13 protein-coding genes are annotated in these 15,811 nt (G+C 55.7%); all 13 read right to left on the reverse strand.

Annotated features, from left to right (window positions below; all coding sequences use genetic code 11):
- Nucleotides 1-5: 5 nt before the first annotated feature.
- The 13 genes from nuoM to lrhA all read right to left on the reverse strand — a co-directional run bounded on the left by nuoM (nt 6) and on the right by lrhA (nt 15,123).
- Entirely contained in the window at nt 6-1,535 is a 1,530-nt protein-coding gene (gene nuoM, locus ACJBF3_RS01370; protein ID WP_045327930.1) for an NADH-quinone oxidoreductase subunit M, read from the reverse strand.
- A 149-nt stretch (nt 1,536-1,684) separates the two neighbouring features.
- Nucleotides 1,685-3,526 carry an NADH-quinone oxidoreductase subunit L gene (nuoL, locus tag ACJBF3_RS01375; protein ID WP_023325763.1) on the reverse strand — a complete coding sequence of 614 codons (1,842 nt, stop codon included), beginning with the start codon at nt 3,524-3,526 and terminating at the stop codon, nt 1,685-1,687.
- Complete coding sequence (nuoK, locus tag ACJBF3_RS01380) at nt 3,523-3,825, reverse strand: NADH-quinone oxidoreductase subunit NuoK (protein WP_045327927.1); 303 nt, start codon at nt 3,823-3,825, stop codon at nt 3,523-3,525. The genes nuoL and nuoK overlap by 4 nt, the downstream gene beginning before the upstream one ends.
- Nucleotides 3,822-4,376, reverse strand: a complete 555-nt coding sequence (gene nuoJ / locus ACJBF3_RS01385) for an NADH-quinone oxidoreductase subunit J (protein WP_406544632.1) — start codon at nt 4,374-4,376, stop codon at nt 3,822-3,824. Before nuoJ ends, nuoK begins: the two co-directional genes overlap by 4 nt.
- A gap of 10 nt (nt 4,377-4,386) precedes the next feature.
- On the reverse strand, nt 4,387-4,929 hold the full coding sequence (gene nuoI, locus ACJBF3_RS01390; protein WP_003861491.1) for an NADH-quinone oxidoreductase subunit NuoI: 543 nt from the start codon (nt 4,927-4,929) through the stop codon (nt 4,387-4,389).
- 13 nt (nt 4,930-4,942) lie between these two features.
- Nucleotides 4,943-5,920, reverse strand: a complete 978-nt coding sequence (gene nuoH / locus ACJBF3_RS01395; protein WP_008500211.1) for an NADH-quinone oxidoreductase subunit NuoH — start codon at nt 5,918-5,920, stop codon at nt 4,943-4,945.
- Nucleotides 5,917-8,640 carry an NADH-quinone oxidoreductase subunit NuoG gene (nuoG, locus tag ACJBF3_RS01400; RefSeq protein WP_045327925.1) on the reverse strand — a complete coding sequence of 908 codons (2,724 nt, stop codon included), beginning with the start codon at nt 8,638-8,640 and terminating at the stop codon, nt 5,917-5,919. The genes nuoH and nuoG overlap by 4 nt, the downstream gene beginning before the upstream one ends.
- 54 nt (nt 8,641-8,694) lie before the next feature.
- Nucleotides 8,695-10,032 (reverse strand): NADH-quinone oxidoreductase subunit NuoF, encoded by a 1,338-nt coding sequence (gene nuoF / locus ACJBF3_RS01405; RefSeq protein ID WP_003861487.1) that lies wholly within the window; start codon nt 10,030-10,032, stop codon nt 8,695-8,697.
- The gene (gene nuoE / locus ACJBF3_RS01410) at nt 10,029-10,529 is read right to left on the reverse strand and encodes an NADH-quinone oxidoreductase subunit NuoE (protein WP_003861486.1); all 501 of its coding nucleotides are present in this window, start codon (nt 10,527-10,529) and stop codon (nt 10,029-10,031) included. The genes nuoF and nuoE overlap by 4 nt, the downstream gene beginning before the upstream one ends.
- A gap of 2 nt (nt 10,530-10,531) precedes the next feature.
- Nucleotides 10,532-12,334 carry an NADH-quinone oxidoreductase subunit C/D gene (gene nuoC / locus ACJBF3_RS01415; protein ID WP_014884637.1) on the reverse strand — a complete coding sequence of 601 codons (1,803 nt, stop codon included), beginning with the start codon at nt 12,332-12,334 and terminating at the stop codon, nt 10,532-10,534.
- 89 nt (nt 12,335-12,423) lie between these two features.
- Nucleotides 12,424-13,098 carry an NADH-quinone oxidoreductase subunit NuoB gene (nuoB, locus tag ACJBF3_RS01420; protein ID WP_003861482.1) on the reverse strand — a complete coding sequence of 225 codons (675 nt, stop codon included), beginning with the start codon at nt 13,096-13,098 and terminating at the stop codon, nt 12,424-12,426.
- 15 nt (nt 13,099-13,113) lie between these two features.
- Nucleotides 13,114-13,554, reverse strand: coding sequence for an NADH-quinone oxidoreductase subunit NuoA (gene nuoA, locus ACJBF3_RS01425; RefSeq protein ID WP_006176516.1), 441 nt, complete (start codon nt 13,552-13,554; stop codon nt 13,114-13,116).
- A 630-nt stretch (nt 13,555-14,184) separates the two neighbouring features.
- Nucleotides 14,185-15,123 (reverse strand): transcriptional regulator LrhA, encoded by a 939-nt coding sequence (lrhA, locus tag ACJBF3_RS01430; protein WP_032641961.1) that lies wholly within the window; start codon nt 15,121-15,123, stop codon nt 14,185-14,187.
- Nucleotides 15,124-15,811: the final 688 nt, after the last annotated feature.

Below are 15,811 nucleotides of genomic sequence, written 5' to 3' on the forward strand. Positions count from 1 at the left end.
GCGATTTACGGCCTTGTAGTAGAAGCAGAATTAACAAACCACTGCTGGATGTTACCCATCGCGCTGTGCGAGGTATCCAGAATCGGCTGCGGGAAGAAGCCCAGCAGCACCAGCAGTACGACCAGCAGCAGGATGATGAACAGCTCGCGCAGCGACATCCCTGGCAGTTCTTGTGCGGCAATTTCGCTCTTCGCTTTACCGAAGTAAGCGCGGTGCAGCATCGCCAGCGAGTAGACGGAAGCGAACACCAGACCAAAGGTGGAGATCACGGTAATCACCGGCACCACTTTGAAGCTGCCAAACAGAATCATAAATTCGCCGACGAAGTTACCGGTGCCCGGCATCCCCAGCGTCGCCACCGCGAAGAACATAGACAGCGCTGGAAGCCACTTAATTTTGCTCCACAGACCGCCCATCATGCGCATATCACGCGTGTGCAGACGTTCGTACAGCTGGCCGCACAGGATGAAGAGGCCGGCTGCGGACAGGCCGTGCGCAATCATCTGGATCACCGCGCCCTGGTACGCCAGCTGGCTGCCGGTGTAGATAGCAATCAGCACGAAGCCCATGTGGGAAACGGAGGTGTAGGCAATCAGACGCTTGATGTCGTACTGCGTGAAGGCCATCCAGGCACCGTAGAAGATACCGATCACGCCGAGCCACATGGCAATAGGCGCGAACTCTGCGGAGGCGTTCGGGAACAGCGGCAGCGCGAAACGCAGCAGACCGTAGGCCGCGGTTTTCAGCAGGATGCCCGCCAGGTCAACGGAACCCGCCGTTGGCGCCTGAGAGTGCGCGTCTGGCAGCCAGCCGTGCAGCGGAACCACCGGCATTTTCACCGCGAACGCGATGAAGAAGCCCAGCATCAGCAGGTATTCCACGCCGTACGACATTGGCGTTTTCAGCAGGTCTTCGTAGTTGAAGGTCCAGGTGCCGGTCGCGTTGTGGTGAACAAACACCAGCGCCAGAATGGCAATCAGCATCACCAGACCGCTCGCCTGGGTATAGATGAAGAACTTGGTTGCCGCCGTGATACGCGTTTTACCGTCGGACGCCTTGTGGCCCCACAGCGCGATCAGGAAGTACATCGGCACCAGCATCATCTCCCAGAAGAAGAAGAACAGGAACATGTCGATGGCAAGGAACACGCCGATAACGCCGCCCAGGATCCACATCAGGTTCAGGTGGAAGAAGCCCTGGTATTTTTCGATTTCTCGCCAGGAGCAGAGTACCGCCAGAACGCCGAGCAGACCGGTCAGCACCACCATCAGCAGCGACAGACCGTCAATCGCCAGGTGAATCGTAATGCCGAAACGTGGGATCCACGGCAGGATGAACTCAGACTGCCACTGCGGAATGCCCGCAGACTGGGTCAGTGAGTAACCGCCCTGCAACCACAGTTGCAGGCCAAGCGCGAGCGTCAATCCCATGGTGATCAGCGCGATCCAGCGCGGCATCTTCACGCCAAAGCGTTCAGTCTGCCAGCACAGGAAGCCACCGATAAAGGGAATTAATATTAGCCAGGGTAGTAACATGGCGATTTTTATTCCTTGTTAAAGTCCCTAAAGGACCGATTTTCAACAAATTCACGCGTTAGTGCGGTATGTGGTGTCGGGTGGCGCTCACGCTTGCCCGACCTACGGTATTGTAGGCCCGGTAAGCGCAGCGCCACCGGGCAAAACCACTATCGCAACACCATCAGCAGCGCCAGTACGACAACCGCACCGATGCTCATGGACGCCACATACCAGCGCAGGTAACCGTTCTCGCTGTACAGCAGACCTTTCCCTGCAAAGCGGGAGAGGATCGCCGGGATATTCATCAGGCTGTTCAACGGATCGCGCTTCAGCAGCCACGCAATGCCCAGGAACGGCTTAACGAAGATCATGTCGTACAGCCAGTCGAAGCCCCACGCGTTATACCACCAGGTACCCAGCAGACGGCCTGGCGCGCTGTTGGCAACGGCCGTCACCAGCGTACGTTTACCCAGCCACAGCCATGCGGCAATCAGGATGCCCGCGATAGCGACCACACCGGAGGTGATTTCAAGCGTCAGAACGCGACCGTGCTCAAGCTCGGTGGTGTCCGGCAGTACGCCCTGCAGCGGCGGCACTATCATCGCGCCAACGAAGGTAGACAGTACCAGCAGCACAATCAGCGGCAGGTGATGGGTAATCCCCTTCCCTGCGTGAGCGTGAATTTGTTCTTTACCGTGGAATACGATGAAAATCATACGGAAGGTATACAGGGAGGTCATGAACGCACCGACCAGACCCGCAACCATCAGATTGATATGACCATTCGCCATGGCACCCGCAAGGATTTCGTCCTTACTGAAGAAGCCCGCGGTAATCAGCGGCAGTGCCGCCAGCGCCGCGCCGCCTACCAGGAAGCAGACATAGACCAGCGGGATAGACTTACGCAGTCCGCCCATCTTGAAGATGTTCTGCTCGTGGTGGCAGGCCAGAATCACGGAACCGGATGAGAGGAACAGCAGCGCTTTAAAGAACGCGTGCGTCATCAGGTGGAAAATGGCCGCGTCCCACGCCTGAACGCCCAGCGCCAGGAACATGTAGCCAATCTGGCTCATGGTGGAGTACGCGAGAACGCGCTTGATGTCGGTTTGCACCAGCGCGGCAAAGCCTGCCAGCACAAGCGTAACCGCACCGACGATACCCACCAGATGCAGAATTTCCGGGGTCATCAGGAACAGGCCATGGGTACGCGCAATCAGGTAAACACCGGCGGTGACCATGGTCGCGGCGTGGATCAGCGCGGAGACAGGGGTTGGACCCGCCATCGCGTCGGCCAGCCAGGTCTGCAACGGCAGCTGCGCGGATTTACCCACGGCACCACCCAGCAGCATCAGCGTTGCCCACCACAGCATGTTGTTGCCTGCGGCGAAGTGCGCTGGCGCCAGTTCCACCATTTCGCGGAAGTTCAGCGTGCCCAGTTCGTTGTAGAGAATGAACAGCGCGAAGGCGAGGAAGACGTCACCCACGCGGGTCACGACGAACGCTTTCATGGCCGCTGCGCCATTCTTCGGATCGGTATAGTAGAAGCCGATCAGCAGGTAAGAACAGAGCCCCACGCCTTCCCAGCCCAGGTACATCAGCAGCAGGTTATCGGCCAGCACCAGAACCACCATGCTGGCGATAAACAGGTTGGTGTAGGCGAAGAAGCGGGAGTAACCCTCTTCACCGCGCATGTACCAGGAGGCGAACATGTGGATCAGGAAGCCGACGCCGGTGACCACGGAGAGCATGGTCAGCGAGAGACCGTCCAGCACCAGGTTGAAGCCGATGTTGAAGTCACCCACCGACATCCAGGTCCACAGCGGCACGCTGAACGGCTGGCGTCCATTGTTAAAGAAGTCGATACCCGCATACGCTGTCACCAGCGCAGCCAGACCGACAGAGCCCATGCCCACGGTCGCAGACAGATTCTCGGACCAGCGGCCGCGAGAAAACGCCAGCAGCACGAAGCCAATCAGCGGAAAAATAATGGTTAAGGCAAGCATGTTCATCCACGCAACTCACTTACTGAATCGATGTTCAGATTCTGGCGGCGACGATGGAGCTGCAGCAACAGCGCCAGGCCAATACTCGCTTCAGCAGCCGCGAGGCTGATGGCGAGAATGTACATCACCTGACCATCGGTCTGGCCCCAGTAGCTTCCGGCGACCACGAAGGCCAGCGCGCAGGCGTTAATCATGATTTCCAGCCCGATCAGCATAAACAGCAGATTTCGGCGGATAACCAGACCGGTCAGACCCAGAACGAATAAAATCGCCGCGAGGATCAGTCCATGTGTTAAGGGGATCATGCGCGCTCCTCCATTTTTCTTTTCGCGCGGTCGTCAGTGCGGTTGCTCAGCACCTCGCCAGCACGTTCTTCGCGGCCGACGTGGAAAGCAACAACCAGGCCTGCCAGCAGCAGCATTGAGGCCAGTTCCACCGCCAGAACGTATGGGCCAAAGAGCGTGATACCCACCTCTTTCGCGCCAATCGGCGTGCCGTCGATGCCCTGATCGTTGACGCCCAGAATGGCGTAAACGATCACCACCAGCATGATGGCCGACAGAATTGCCGGGCCAATCCACACCTGCGGTTTTAACCACTGACGTTCCTGCTCAATTTCAGAGCCGCCCAGGTTCAGCATCATCACCACGAACACGAACAGCACCATAATGGCCCCGGCGTAGACGATGATTTCCAGCGCACCGGCGATGTGCGCGCCCAGTGCGAAGAACACCCCTGAAATGGCCAGCAGCGAGATGATTAAGTACAGCAGCGCATGCACCGGATTGGTGTGCGTGATCACTCGCAGCGTAGCCAGGATGGCGATAAGGCCACAGATATAAAAAGCGAATTCCATTGCCCTCTCCTTACGGTAACAGGCTCTTGACGTCGATAGGCTTAGCTTCGTTCTCTGCTTCGCCCTTATCTTTGCCGTCGATTGCCATACCCGCCATCCGGTAGAAGTTATATTCCGGGTATTTGCCCGGACCGGAAATCAGCAGATCCTCTTTCTCGTACACCAGGTCCTGACGCTTGTACTCACCCAGCTCGAAGTCTGGAGTCAGCTGAATCGCCGTGGTTGGGCACGCTTCTTCACACAGACCGCAGAAGATGCAGCGTGAGAAGTTGATGCGGAAGAACTCAGGGTACCAGCGGCCGTCTACCGTCTCAGCTTTCTGCAGAGAGATACAGCCTACCGGACACGCTACCGCACACAGGTTACAGGCAACGCAGCGCTCGGAACCGTCCGGGTCGCGCGTCAGCACGATACGGCCACGGTAGCGCGGCGGCAGATATACCGGCTCTTCCGGGTACATCCGGGTTTCGCGTTTGGCAAACGCGTGCAGGCCGATCATCCAGATACTGCGTACCTGGGTACCGAAGCCTACCAGTAATTCTTTTAAGGTCATGGTCTATAGCCCCTTATGGCTGCTGCCAGAGAATGACAGCTGCCGTTACCAACAAGTTGACGAGCGTCAGCGGCAGGCACACTTTCCAGCCGAAGGACATTACCTGGTCATAACGTGGACGCGGTAACGCTGCGCGAATCAAAATGAACATCATCATGAAGAACGCGGTTTTCAGCGCGAACCAGATGAACGGCGGTAAGAACGGGCCATGCCAGCCACCGAAGAACAGCGTTACCATCAACGCGGAAATGGTGACGATACCGATGTACTCGCCCACGAAGAACAGACCGAACTTCATACCGGAATATTCAATGTGGTAACCGTCGGCCAGTTCCTGTTCGGCTTCTGGCTGGTCAAACGGATGACGGTGGCACACCGCCACGCCCGCGATGGCAAAGGTAATAAACCCAAAGAACTGCGGAATCACGTTCCAGATGTCGGCCTGGTTGTTGACGATGTCGGTCATGTTGAATGAACCGGCCTGCGCCACCACGCCCATCAGGGAGAGCCCCAGGAACACCTCGTAGCTCAGGGTCTGCGCGGAAGCACGCATCGCACCCAGCAGCGAGTATTTGTTGTTACTGGACCAGCCTGCGAACAGGACCGCGTACACCGCGAGGCCTGCCATCATCAGGAAGAACAGAATGCCGATGTTCAGGTCAGCGACCACCCAGGTCGGGCTGACCGGCACGATAGCAAACGCCAGCAGCAGCGAGGTGAAGGCGATCATCGGTGCCAGAGTAAAGATCACGCGGTCAGAGAAGCGCGGGATCCAGTCCTCTTTAAAGAACATCTTGATCATGTCCGCAACCAGCTGGAGTGAACCACCCCAGCCCACGCGGTTCGGTCCGTAACGGTTCTGGAACAGGCCGAGCAGACGACGTTCACCAAAGCTCATGAACGCGCCGCAGGTGACCACCACCAGCAGAATAACAATCGCTTTCAGAATGCTCAGCAGGATGTCGATAAGATCCGGCGTTAACCAACTCATGCTTTTGCCTCCTGCAGATTATCAAGACGCGCACCCGCCAGAACCGGCGCGATGCCAGGCATACCCATCGGCAGACCGACCTGCCCTGCTGTCAGACTTTCAGAAATAATCAGCGGCAGGCTGATGGTCTGGCCGTCATAGCTAAAGGCAACGTTCGCGCCCGCGTTAACGCCAAGCTTCGCGGCATCCGCCGGGTTGAGCTTGATGTAAGGCTGCGGCATACGGGTCTGGAAGACCGGTGAACGCTGGGACAGCTCGTCGCTACCGAACAGATGGTAGTACGGCGCGATGCGCCAGCTACCGTCCTGCGCCTGGAAGCTCGCCGGTACGGTGGTGAAGAAGTCCAGACCGGTTTCAGAGGGTTCAATCAGACGCACGCCCGGATCGCCGTGGCGCAGGGAGCCACCCACTTCAGCCTGGAACTTGTTCCATGCCTGCGGGGAGTTCCAGCCCGGTGCCCATGCGAACGGAATTTGCGAACGCGGCGCAGACGGCTGGTTGTTCCCTTCCATGGAGAAGGCGAACATGGTGTCTTTATCCTGCGGCTGGCGCGGTTCGTGTACGCTGATGTTGGCGCGCATGGCGGTGCGGCCGCTGTAGCGGTGCGGTTCACGCGCCAGCTTCTGGCCGCGAATGCGGAAGCTTGCTTCAGGTGCGGCATCTTTAATGCCTGCCAGCTGAGGCAGTTTTTCCACCACCGCGTCGATAACGTGGTCAAGCTGCGTCCAGTCCACTTCACGGCTCTGCACGGTGCTGTGCAGGGAGTGCAGCCAGCGCCAGCTTTCCAGCATCACGGTGTTGCTGTCGTAGTACGCCGGGTCATAAACCTGGAAGAAACGCTGCGCGCGGCCTTCGTTGTTAATAACCGTACCGTCGCTTTCTGCGAAGCTTGCCGCAGAGAGCACCAGGTGCGCTTTGTCCATGATCGCGGTGCGCTGATGGTCGATGACCATCACCAGCGGCGCTTTCGAGAGCGCGGCGTCAACGCGCGCGGCTGAGGCGTGGCGATGCAGGTCGTTTTCCAGCACCACGACGGCGTCAGCGGCACCGGACTCCAGTTCGCTTAACGCTTCTTCCAGCGAGCCGCCGCCAATCATCCCCAGGCCAATGCTGTTCACCGCACGGGCAATCATGGTGATCCCCACGTCCGCGCCGCGGCCTTTGAGGGCTTTAGCAACGTTTGCAGCGGCCTGAACGATCTCCGCGCTGCCGGCGTTGGTACCGGAAATGATCAGCGGCTTCTTCGCCCCCGCCAGCGCCTGAACAATCACGTCAACCTTGTTCTGCAGGTCGCGATCCAGTTCTACAGCCGGGGAGTTGTTGTCCAGCGCGTGGGCAATGGCAAAGCCAAGACGAGCCTGATCTTCAACCGGCGCGCAGTAGGTCCACGCCGCGATATCGTCCAGACGGGTGTTGTCGACGTTGGTCACAAACAGAGGATGCTTCGCGCGCTGGCCGATGTTGAGGATCGCCGCAATTTGCCAGTCAGCCACTTTCTGCGCCGCTGCCATTTCACGTGCTTTACCCTTCACCGCCTGACGAACCGCCAGAGCCGCGCGTGCGCCGGTCTGGGTGAGGTCTTCACCCAGCACCAGGACCGCATCGTAGGATTCAATTTCGCGCAGCGCAGGGGTATGAATACCGCCTTCACGCAGCACTTTCAGCACCAGCTGCAGACGTTCCTGCTCGCCCTGGGCGATACCGGTGTAGAAGTTTTCAGCCCCAACCAGCTCGCGCAGCGCAAAGTTGCTTTCAACGCTGGCACGCGGGGAGCCGATACCGATAACTTTCTTCGACTGGCGCAGAATATCTGCCGCGCCCTGCATTGCCTGTTCGGCGTTCAGGGTGATGAAGTCGTCGCCACGGCGCTGAACCGGCTGACGCGGACGGTCTTTCAGGTTCACATAGCCATAGCCGAAACGACCGCGGTCGCAGAGGAAGTAGTGGTTAACGGTACCGTTGTAACGGTTTTCGATACGACGCAGTTCGCCGTAACGCTCACCCGGACTGGTGTTACAGCCGAGGGAACACTGCTGGCAGATGCTTGGCGCAAACTGCATGTCCCATTTACGGTTGTAACGCTCGGAGTGGGTTTTATCCGTGAAGACGCCGGTCGGGCAGATTTCTACCAGGTTACCGGAGAATTCGCTCTCAAGCGTACCGTCTTCCGGACGACCGAAGTAGACGTTGTCATGCGCGCCGTACACGCCCAGATCCTGACCGTCCGCGTAGTCTTTGTAGTAACGCACGCAGCGGTAGCAGGCGATGCAGCGGTTCATTTCGTGAGAGATGAACGGCCCCAGGTCCTGGTTACGGTGGGTACGCTTGGTAAAGCGATAGCGACGGAAGCTGTGACCGGTCATTACGGTCATATCCTGAAGGTGGCAGTTACCGCCCTCTTCACAAACCGGACAGTCGTGCGGGTGGTTGGTCATCAACCACTCCACCACGCTTTCGCGGAACTGTTTGGCTTCTTCGTCATCAATCGAAATAAAGGTGCCTTCGGTGGCTGGCGTCATACAGGACATCACCAGGCGACCACGCGTGTCTTCCGCGTTTTGATATTGCTTCACCGCACACTGGCGGCAAGCACCGACGCTGCCCAGCGCCGGATGCCAGCAAAAGTACGGAATATCGAGGCCCAGAGACAGACAAGCTTCTAGCAGGTTGTCCGCCCCGTTGACTTCGTATTCTTTGCCGTCTACATGAATCGTAGCCATTAGCATGCTTCCAGTTGGCTCGAATTGCTTCGAGCGTTAATCAAAATTCTGTCTTTACCAGCGTGCTTTCAGCAGGTTCGGCTGAATCCCATTGATTGAATGGGTATTGCTGAACGGCTGCTTGATGCCTGCTTCGAATTCGTCGCGGAAATATTTAATCGCGCTCTGCAGCGGTTCGACGGCACCCGGTGCGTGGGCACAGAAGGTTTTACCCGGGCCTAAGAATCGACACAGTTGCTCAAGCGTCTCGATATCCCCAGGCTGGCCTTCGCCACGTTCGATCGCGCGCAGGATCTTCACGCTCCACGGCAGACCATCACGGCACGGTGTACACCAGCCGCAGGACTCACGGGCGAAGAACTCTTCCAGGTTACGCACCAGCGAAACCATGCCGATCTCGTGGTCGACGGCCATCGCCAGCGCCGTACCCAGACGGCTGCCTGCTTTACCAATGCTTTCGAATTCCATCGGCAGGTCAAGGTGGGCTTCGGTCAGGAAGTCTGTCCCTGCCCCACCCGGCTGCCAGGCTTTGAATTTCAGGCCATCGCGCATGCCGCCCGCGTAGTCTTCAAGAATTTCGCGTGCGGTAGTACCGAACGGCAGTTCCCAGACGCCAGGGTTTTTCACGCGACCGGAGAAGCCCATCAGCTTGGTACCGGCATCTTTGCTTGAAGAGATGCCCTGATACCACTCCACGCCGTTGGCGAGGATAGCCGGAACGTTACACAGGGTTTCAACGTTGTTGACGCAGGTCGGTTTACCCCATACGCCGGAGCTTGCCGGGAACGGTGGCTTAGAACGCGGGTTCGCGCGGCGGCCTTCCAGGGAGTTAATCAGCGCGGTTTCTTCACCGCAGATATAACGCCCGGCACCGGTATGCACGAACAGCTCGAAGTCAAAGCCGGTGCCCAGGATGTTTTTGCCAAGCAGACCCGCTTCGGTGGCTTCGGCAATCGCGCGACGCAGGTTTTCTGCCGCTTCGATGTACTCGCCGCGCAGGAAGATGTAGCCGCGGTACGCTTTCAGCGCAAACGCGGAGATCAGCATGCCTTCCACCAGCAGGTGCGGCAGCTGTTCCATCAGCAGGCGGTCTTTATAGGTGCCCGGCTCCATTTCATCGGCGTTACACAGCAGGTAACGGATGTTCATGGATTCGTCTTTCGGCATCAGGCTCCACTTCAGACCGGTGGAGAAGCCCGCACCGCCGCGCCCTTTCAGGCCGGATTCTTTGACAGCGTTAACGATGTCGTCCGGCGCCATGCCGCCAAGGGCTTTACGCGCGCCGGCATAGCCGTTTTTGCTCTGGTATTCGTCGAGCCATACCGGCTGTTTGTCATCGCGCAGACGCCAGGTCAGCGGATGCGTCTCAGCAGTACGAATTACAGTTTTCATTTGTACTGCTCCAGCAGGTCAGGAATTGCTTCCGGCGTCAGATGGCTATGAGTGTCCTCATCAATCATCATGGTCGGCCCCTTATCGCAGTTACCCAGGCAGCAGGTTGGCAGCAGGGTAAATCGTCCATCGAACGTGGTCTGGCCCGGCTTGATATTGAGCTTCTTCTCAATCGCAGCCTGAATGCCCTGATAGCCGGTAATGTGGCAGACAACGCTGTCACAGTAGCGGATCACATGGCGGCCTACCGGCTGACGGAAGATCTGGCTGTAGAACGTGGCCACGCCTTCTACGTCACTTGCCGGAATACCCAGCACTTCCGCGATCGCATAAATCGCCCCATCCGGCACCCAACCACGCTGTTTCTGTACGATTTTCAGCGCTTCAATGGACGCCGCACGCGGGTCTTCGTAGTGGTGCATCTCGTGCTCAATGGCGGCACGTTCTGCTTCACTCAGCTCAAAAGCCTCGGTTTGTGGTTGTTGATTCTCGTGCATAATTAGCGGTCCACATCTGACATAACAAAATCGATACTACCCAGATACACAATCAGGTCAGAGACCAGACTGCCGCGGATGGCGGACGGGATCTGCTGCAGGTGCGCAAAGCTCGGCGTACGCACGCGGGTACGGTAGCTCATGGTGCTACCGTCACTGGTCAGGTAGTAACTGTTAATACCCTTGGTCGCTTCAATCATCTGGAAGGATTCTTGCGCCGGCATGACCGGACCCCAGGAAACCTGCAGGAAGTGGGTGATCAGGGTTTCGATATGTTGCAGCGTGCGCTCTTTCGGCGGCGGCGTCGTCAGCGGGTGATCCGCCTTGAACGGGCCTTCCGGCATGTTGTTGAGGCACTGCTCAAGGATGCGCAGACTCTGGCGCAGCTCTTCCACTTTCAGCATCACGCGGGTGTAGCAGTCGGACACGCCGCCGCCCACCGGGACTTCAAAGTCGAAGTTCTCGTAGCCAGAGTAAGGACGGGCTTTACGCACGTCGAAATCAATACCGGTTGCGCGCAGACCTGCACCTGTCGTGCCCCACTCCAGCGCCTCTTTCGCGCCGTAGGCAGCAACGCCCTGGGAACGGCCTTTCAGGATGGTGTTACGCAGCGCGGCTTTCTCGTAAGAGGCCAGACGTTTCGGCATCCAGTCGAGGAACTCACGCAGCAGACGATCCCAGCCGCGCGGCAGATCGTGTGCCACACCGCCGATACGGAACCAGGCCGGGTGCATACGGAAACCGGTAATCGCTTCCACCAGATCGTAGATTTTCTGACGGTCGGTAAAGGCGAAGAAGACCGGCGTCATCGCGCCGACGTCCTGAATAAACGTGGAGATGTACAGCAGGTGGCTGTTAATACGGAACAGCTCGGACAGCATAACGCGAATCACGTTAACGCGATCCGGCGTAACGATACCCGCCAGTTTCTCAACGGCCAGCACGTACGGCATCTCGTTGACGCAGCCGCCGAGATACTCGATACGGTCGGTATACGGAATGTAGCTGTGCCAGGACTGACGCTCGCCCATCTTCTCAGCACCACGGTGGTGGTAGCCGATGTCCGGCACGCAGTCGACAATCTCTTCGCCATCAAGCTGAAGAATAATACGGAATGCACCGTGCGCAGACGGGTGGTTTGGACCGAGGTTGAGGAACATGAAGTCCTCGTTCTCAGTACCGCGCTTCATGCCCCAGTCTTCCGGCTTGAAGGTCAGCGCTTCCATCTCCAGATCCTGCTTGGCTTTAGTCAGCTCAAACGGATCGAATTCGGTGGCACGTGCCGGATAGTCTTTACGCAGCGGGTGGCCGGTCCAGGTCTGCGGCATCATGATGCGCGTCAGGTGCGGGTGGCCGTCGAAGGTCATGCCGAACATTTCCCAGGTTTCACGCTCGTACCAGTTCGCGTTCGGGAAAAGTTTGGTGATGGTCGGCAGATGCATGTCGTTTTCAGACAATGCCACCTTGAGCATGATATCCGTGTTGCGGTCTATTGAGATCAGGTGGTAGAAAACGGAAAAATCCGCAGCAGGGAGACCCTGGCGGTGGGTACGCAGACGTTCATCCATGCCGTGTAAATCAAACAGCATGACGTACGGCTTTGGCAATTTCTTGAGGAAATCGACAACTTCCAGCAATTGTTCACGCTTCACCCAAACAACGGGTACCCCGGTGCGGGTCGCCTGAACGGTAAAGGCATCCGGCCCAAAACGGTTGCGCAGTTCGCCAATGACTGGGTCATCCAGATGATCCCGGGTCTGCCAGGCGGCTTCTTGCGCGGTTAAGTCGGTCATATTGTTCACCATTGCAAATGGTCCGTGGTGACTGTTGAGCCTGGCTTCGCGCTATTTGAGTAGTGATATGCGAAGGTGTTCTCCAGGCCTACAGGCGCAAATTAAATTTCGTCAGGCGTACGCAGATTGGTGACGGCAATACGTTCACCACGTTTACGCTCGCGCTCAGACTGCATGTTCGCGCGATACACACCCTGATCGCCAACCACCCACGACAGTGGGCGACGTTCTTTACCGATAGATTCCTGCAGCAGCATCAGCGCCTGCATGTAGGCCTCCGGACGTGGCGGACAACCCGGGATGTACACATCCACTGGGATAAATTTATCTACGCCCTGCACGACGGAATAGATGTCGTACATACCGCCAGAGTTAGCACATGCGCCCATGGAGATAACCCATTTAGGCTCCAGCATCTGGTCATAAAGACGCTGAATAACAGGCGCCATCTTGGTAAAGCAGGTACCGGCTACCACCATCAGGTCAGCCTGACGCGGGGAAGCACGCAGTACCTCGGCCCCAAAACGCGCAACGTCATGCACCGCAGTGAATGACGTCACCATTTCAACGTAGCAGCAAGAAAGGCCAAAGTTGTACGGCCAGATAGAGTTCTTACGACCCCAGTTGACCATATCGTGCATGGCATGCTCGAGCTTGCCCATGTACACGCTTTTATTGACTTCTTGCTCCAGGGGGTCGGTTACGATCTCCTGTTTTTGCAGGGGGTAACGGTCATTCTCACCGTTAGGATCTATGCGGGTGAGCGTATAATCCATCTTATTGCCTCGCTGTTACTGCTGACGATTAGAGATACTGTTTTCCGGGTTGATGTGTTCACGACGTGAACGCGCAGGCGTCCAGTCAAGCGCGCCAATACGCACCAGATAAACCAGACCGGCCAGTAGCACTAAAATGAAAATTGCGGCCTCGACAAAGCCCACCCAACCACTTTCGCGAATGGACGTTGACCATGCGAAAAGGTAAAGCGCTTCCACGTCAAAGATGACGAAGAACATGGCTACCAGATAGAACTTGGCAGACAGGCGTAAGCGAGCGGTACCTACTGAATCAATACCTGATTCGAAAGGTGTGTTTTTGTGCCTTGCACGGGCGCGACCGCCCAGGAACCAGCCGCCGACTAACATCAGGCAGCACAGGCCAATGGCTACAATAAGAAAGATTGCGAATGCCCAGTGATGAGCGATGACTTCTGTGGATGTTGACATACTCATTGCTTACTCATCAAAAGTGATACCGACGACACTGCTCTTGCTGGCAGATGGGCATCACATCGATTCATGGGGAGGAACAAATAACCTTACACTAACTGTCAGAAATGAGACGTAGACAGCAAAATGATGGGGTTTTTTACTCCTTTCTATAACCTATTGTCAACTTTAACAAAGGTTTCTTCACATTAAATTACATCGAGCGATTCTCATTAACATTTGGTGCCCTTTAACCCTGGTGGGTACATGACTTTCCGTCAAATGTATGTTGTTGAATCGTGTCCGTTTCGGAAGTAAAAAAAATAACCCTCCTATTTTGACAGGATTTGCCAACGATTCCTCCCCCCAAATAGGAGTATTTTCTTGATCTGCGACACGCTTTTGTTAATTCAGCCTGGAAAACGGCAACATATTTCCTGTTTTTTTAACATGAGGGGGATATGGATGAAGTTAGAACGTAAAACGGACGAGTTTTAAGCAAACACATTTATCTTATTGATAAATAGGAAGTCGCCTGAAAACCCACGCGCCATAAACGGGTATTATTGCGAAAAAAAAGCCACTGCATGTGAAAATCACACGAGTGGCTTTTTTTTACACTTACATTTTGTTACCAGAATTTTGAGCTATCGATCACTCAAAATCCCCCTCAACGATCAGGGAATCATCGCCCCCTTCGGAGGTAACCTGCTCGAACTGCCACGGGTTGTGGTAGTTTTGCATCGCCTCGAACACCACTTTGGCCAATTCGTTATGACTGGACGAATTGTGGCAAAGCAGATACTCGGTATCCGGCAGCGCAGGAAGGCCATCGGATTTCCCCAGAACGCGCAGATCGGGGCTCATCATCTCTACCGGACGGGCCGTTACGCCCAGGCCGGCCTTCACGGCGGCGCGAACCGCCGGCAGCGTGGACGCCACATACGCCAGACGCCACGGAATGTTGGCTTCATTTAGCGCCGTGAGCACCATATCGCGGAACGGACTTGGGTCATCCAGTAAGACCAGCGGAACCGGCTCCCCTTTTTGCAGCACGTATTCGGCTGCGCAATACCAGTGCGTGGGCGATGTACGCAGCGTCAGGCAATCAAACTGCCCGGGACGATGCGTCGTCACCACCAGATCGACTTTGTTCTCATTTAACATCTCAACCATAAAGGCATTACGCTTTACGCTAACGTCCAGCGCAAGCTTCGGATAAACCGAACTAATACGATTGAGAAGAAACGGCAATATTGTATCCGCTGACTCATCAGATGCGCCTAACGTTAGCACCCCTTGAAGGTTGCTAAACATTAATGACATACATGCTTCATCATTAAAGCGAAGAATTTTCCTGGCATAACCCAGAAGCTGAATACCGTGTTCCGTTAAGAGCTTATTACGCCCATGACGCGCAAAAAGCTCTTTACCAACCAGCTGCTCCAGCCTCTGCATTTGCTGGCTGACGGCGGACTGAGTTCGGCAAACGGCGGCAGCAGCTGCTGCAAAAGTGTTGAGATCGGCGACCGCAACAAACGTTCTCAGCAGATCGAGGTCGAGATTCATTATCGGACGATTTGCATTTATCATATCTATTCACTTTCAGGTTGCTCGTGCGGAGCTGCCCGGGTTGAAGCTGTGTGTGTACCGTTAAGCAATTCCCTCTGAAGATTTTCCCTCGCATCCCGGCCCGGCAGACTGCCTGACAGATAGTTATTGTGCTGCTTTATATCAACAGTCAGAAAGCACGTTTCATGACGTTATTTTTATTCTCTTAAACGTTCAGGATATTTAGATGTTCGCAGGTTTATGTAAATTACATTAAAGGTGTAACACCTTTTCTGCCATCTTTATCGCAGCGCTGTCAACGTAGCAGGAGATGTTCGACACATTCCAGCCAGAGATAACTCCAACAATAACAATCAATTAATTCGGAAAAGCAGTGCCAGATATACAAAAAATGTGCCTCTGCCCTCTGCTTTCCTGGAAGACATCTTAACCCAAATCCACTTTATTTATAAGTCTTATTGCAATATTGGGGATTAAAGAAGAATGTTAAGCTTCTCAACTAATTTTATTAAAATTAACTAAAGTTGCATTTTATGGGTTAATAATAAATAAAATTTAATTTAGATTAAGACCATTCATTAATGGCACTTAACATTAATTTCACATGATTAACTTTTAGCCACAGCATGCTATTACAAAAACATGCATTGAGCATTCAGGTTTAACGAAATGTCACTCAGGGTGATTGCCACCGTTGTCCTGCATACCC

This window comes from Enterobacter sp. PP-008-ECC_S150 (assembly GCF_045257065.1).
Classification (GTDB): domain Bacteria; phylum Pseudomonadota; class Gammaproteobacteria; order Enterobacterales; family Enterobacteriaceae; genus Enterobacter; species Enterobacter chengduensis.

Bases quoted from the DNA above. Each gene is read 5' to 3' on its own strand.
- nuoM (WP_045327930.1), bottom strand. From the start codon at position 1,535: ATGTTACTACCCTGGCTAATATTAATTCCCTTTATCGGTGGCTTCCTG.
- nuoL (WP_023325763.1), bottom strand. From the start codon at position 3,526: ATGAACATGCTTGCCTTAACCATTATTTTTCCGCTGATTGGCTTCGTG.
- nuoK (WP_045327927.1), bottom strand. From the start codon at position 3,825: ATGATCCCCTTAACACATGGACTGATCCTCGCGGCGATTTTATTCGTT.
- nuoJ (WP_406544632.1), bottom strand. From the start codon at position 4,376: ATGGAATTCGCTTTTTATATCTGTGGCCTTATCGCCATCCTGGCTACG.
- nuoI (WP_003861491.1), bottom strand. From the start codon at position 4,929: ATGACCTTAAAAGAATTACTGGTAGGCTTCGGTACCCAGGTACGCAGT.
- nuoH (WP_008500211.1), bottom strand. From the start codon at position 5,920: ATGAGTTGGTTAACGCCGGATCTTATCGACATCCTGCTGAGCATTCTG.
- nuoG (WP_045327925.1), bottom strand. From the start codon at position 8,640: ATGGCTACGATTCATGTAGACGGCAAAGAATACGAAGTCAACGGGGCG.
- nuoF (WP_003861487.1), bottom strand. From the start codon at position 10,032: ATGAAAACTGTAATTCGTACTGCTGAGACGCATCCGCTGACCTGGCGT.
- nuoE (WP_003861486.1), bottom strand. From the start codon at position 10,529: ATGCACGAGAATCAACAACCACAAACCGAGGCTTTTGAGCTGAGTGAA.
- nuoC (WP_014884637.1), bottom strand. From the start codon at position 12,334: ATGGTGAACAATATGACCGACTTAACCGCGCAAGAAGCCGCCTGGCAG.
- nuoB (WP_003861482.1), bottom strand. From the start codon at position 13,098: ATGGATTATACGCTCACCCGCATAGATCCTAACGGTGAGAATGACCGT.
- nuoA (WP_006176516.1), bottom strand. From the start codon at position 13,554: ATGAGTATGTCAACATCCACAGAAGTCATCGCTCATCACTGGGCATTC.
- lrhA (WP_032641961.1), bottom strand. From the start codon at position 15,123: ATGATAAATGCAAATCGTCCGATAATGAATCTCGACCTCGATCTGCTG.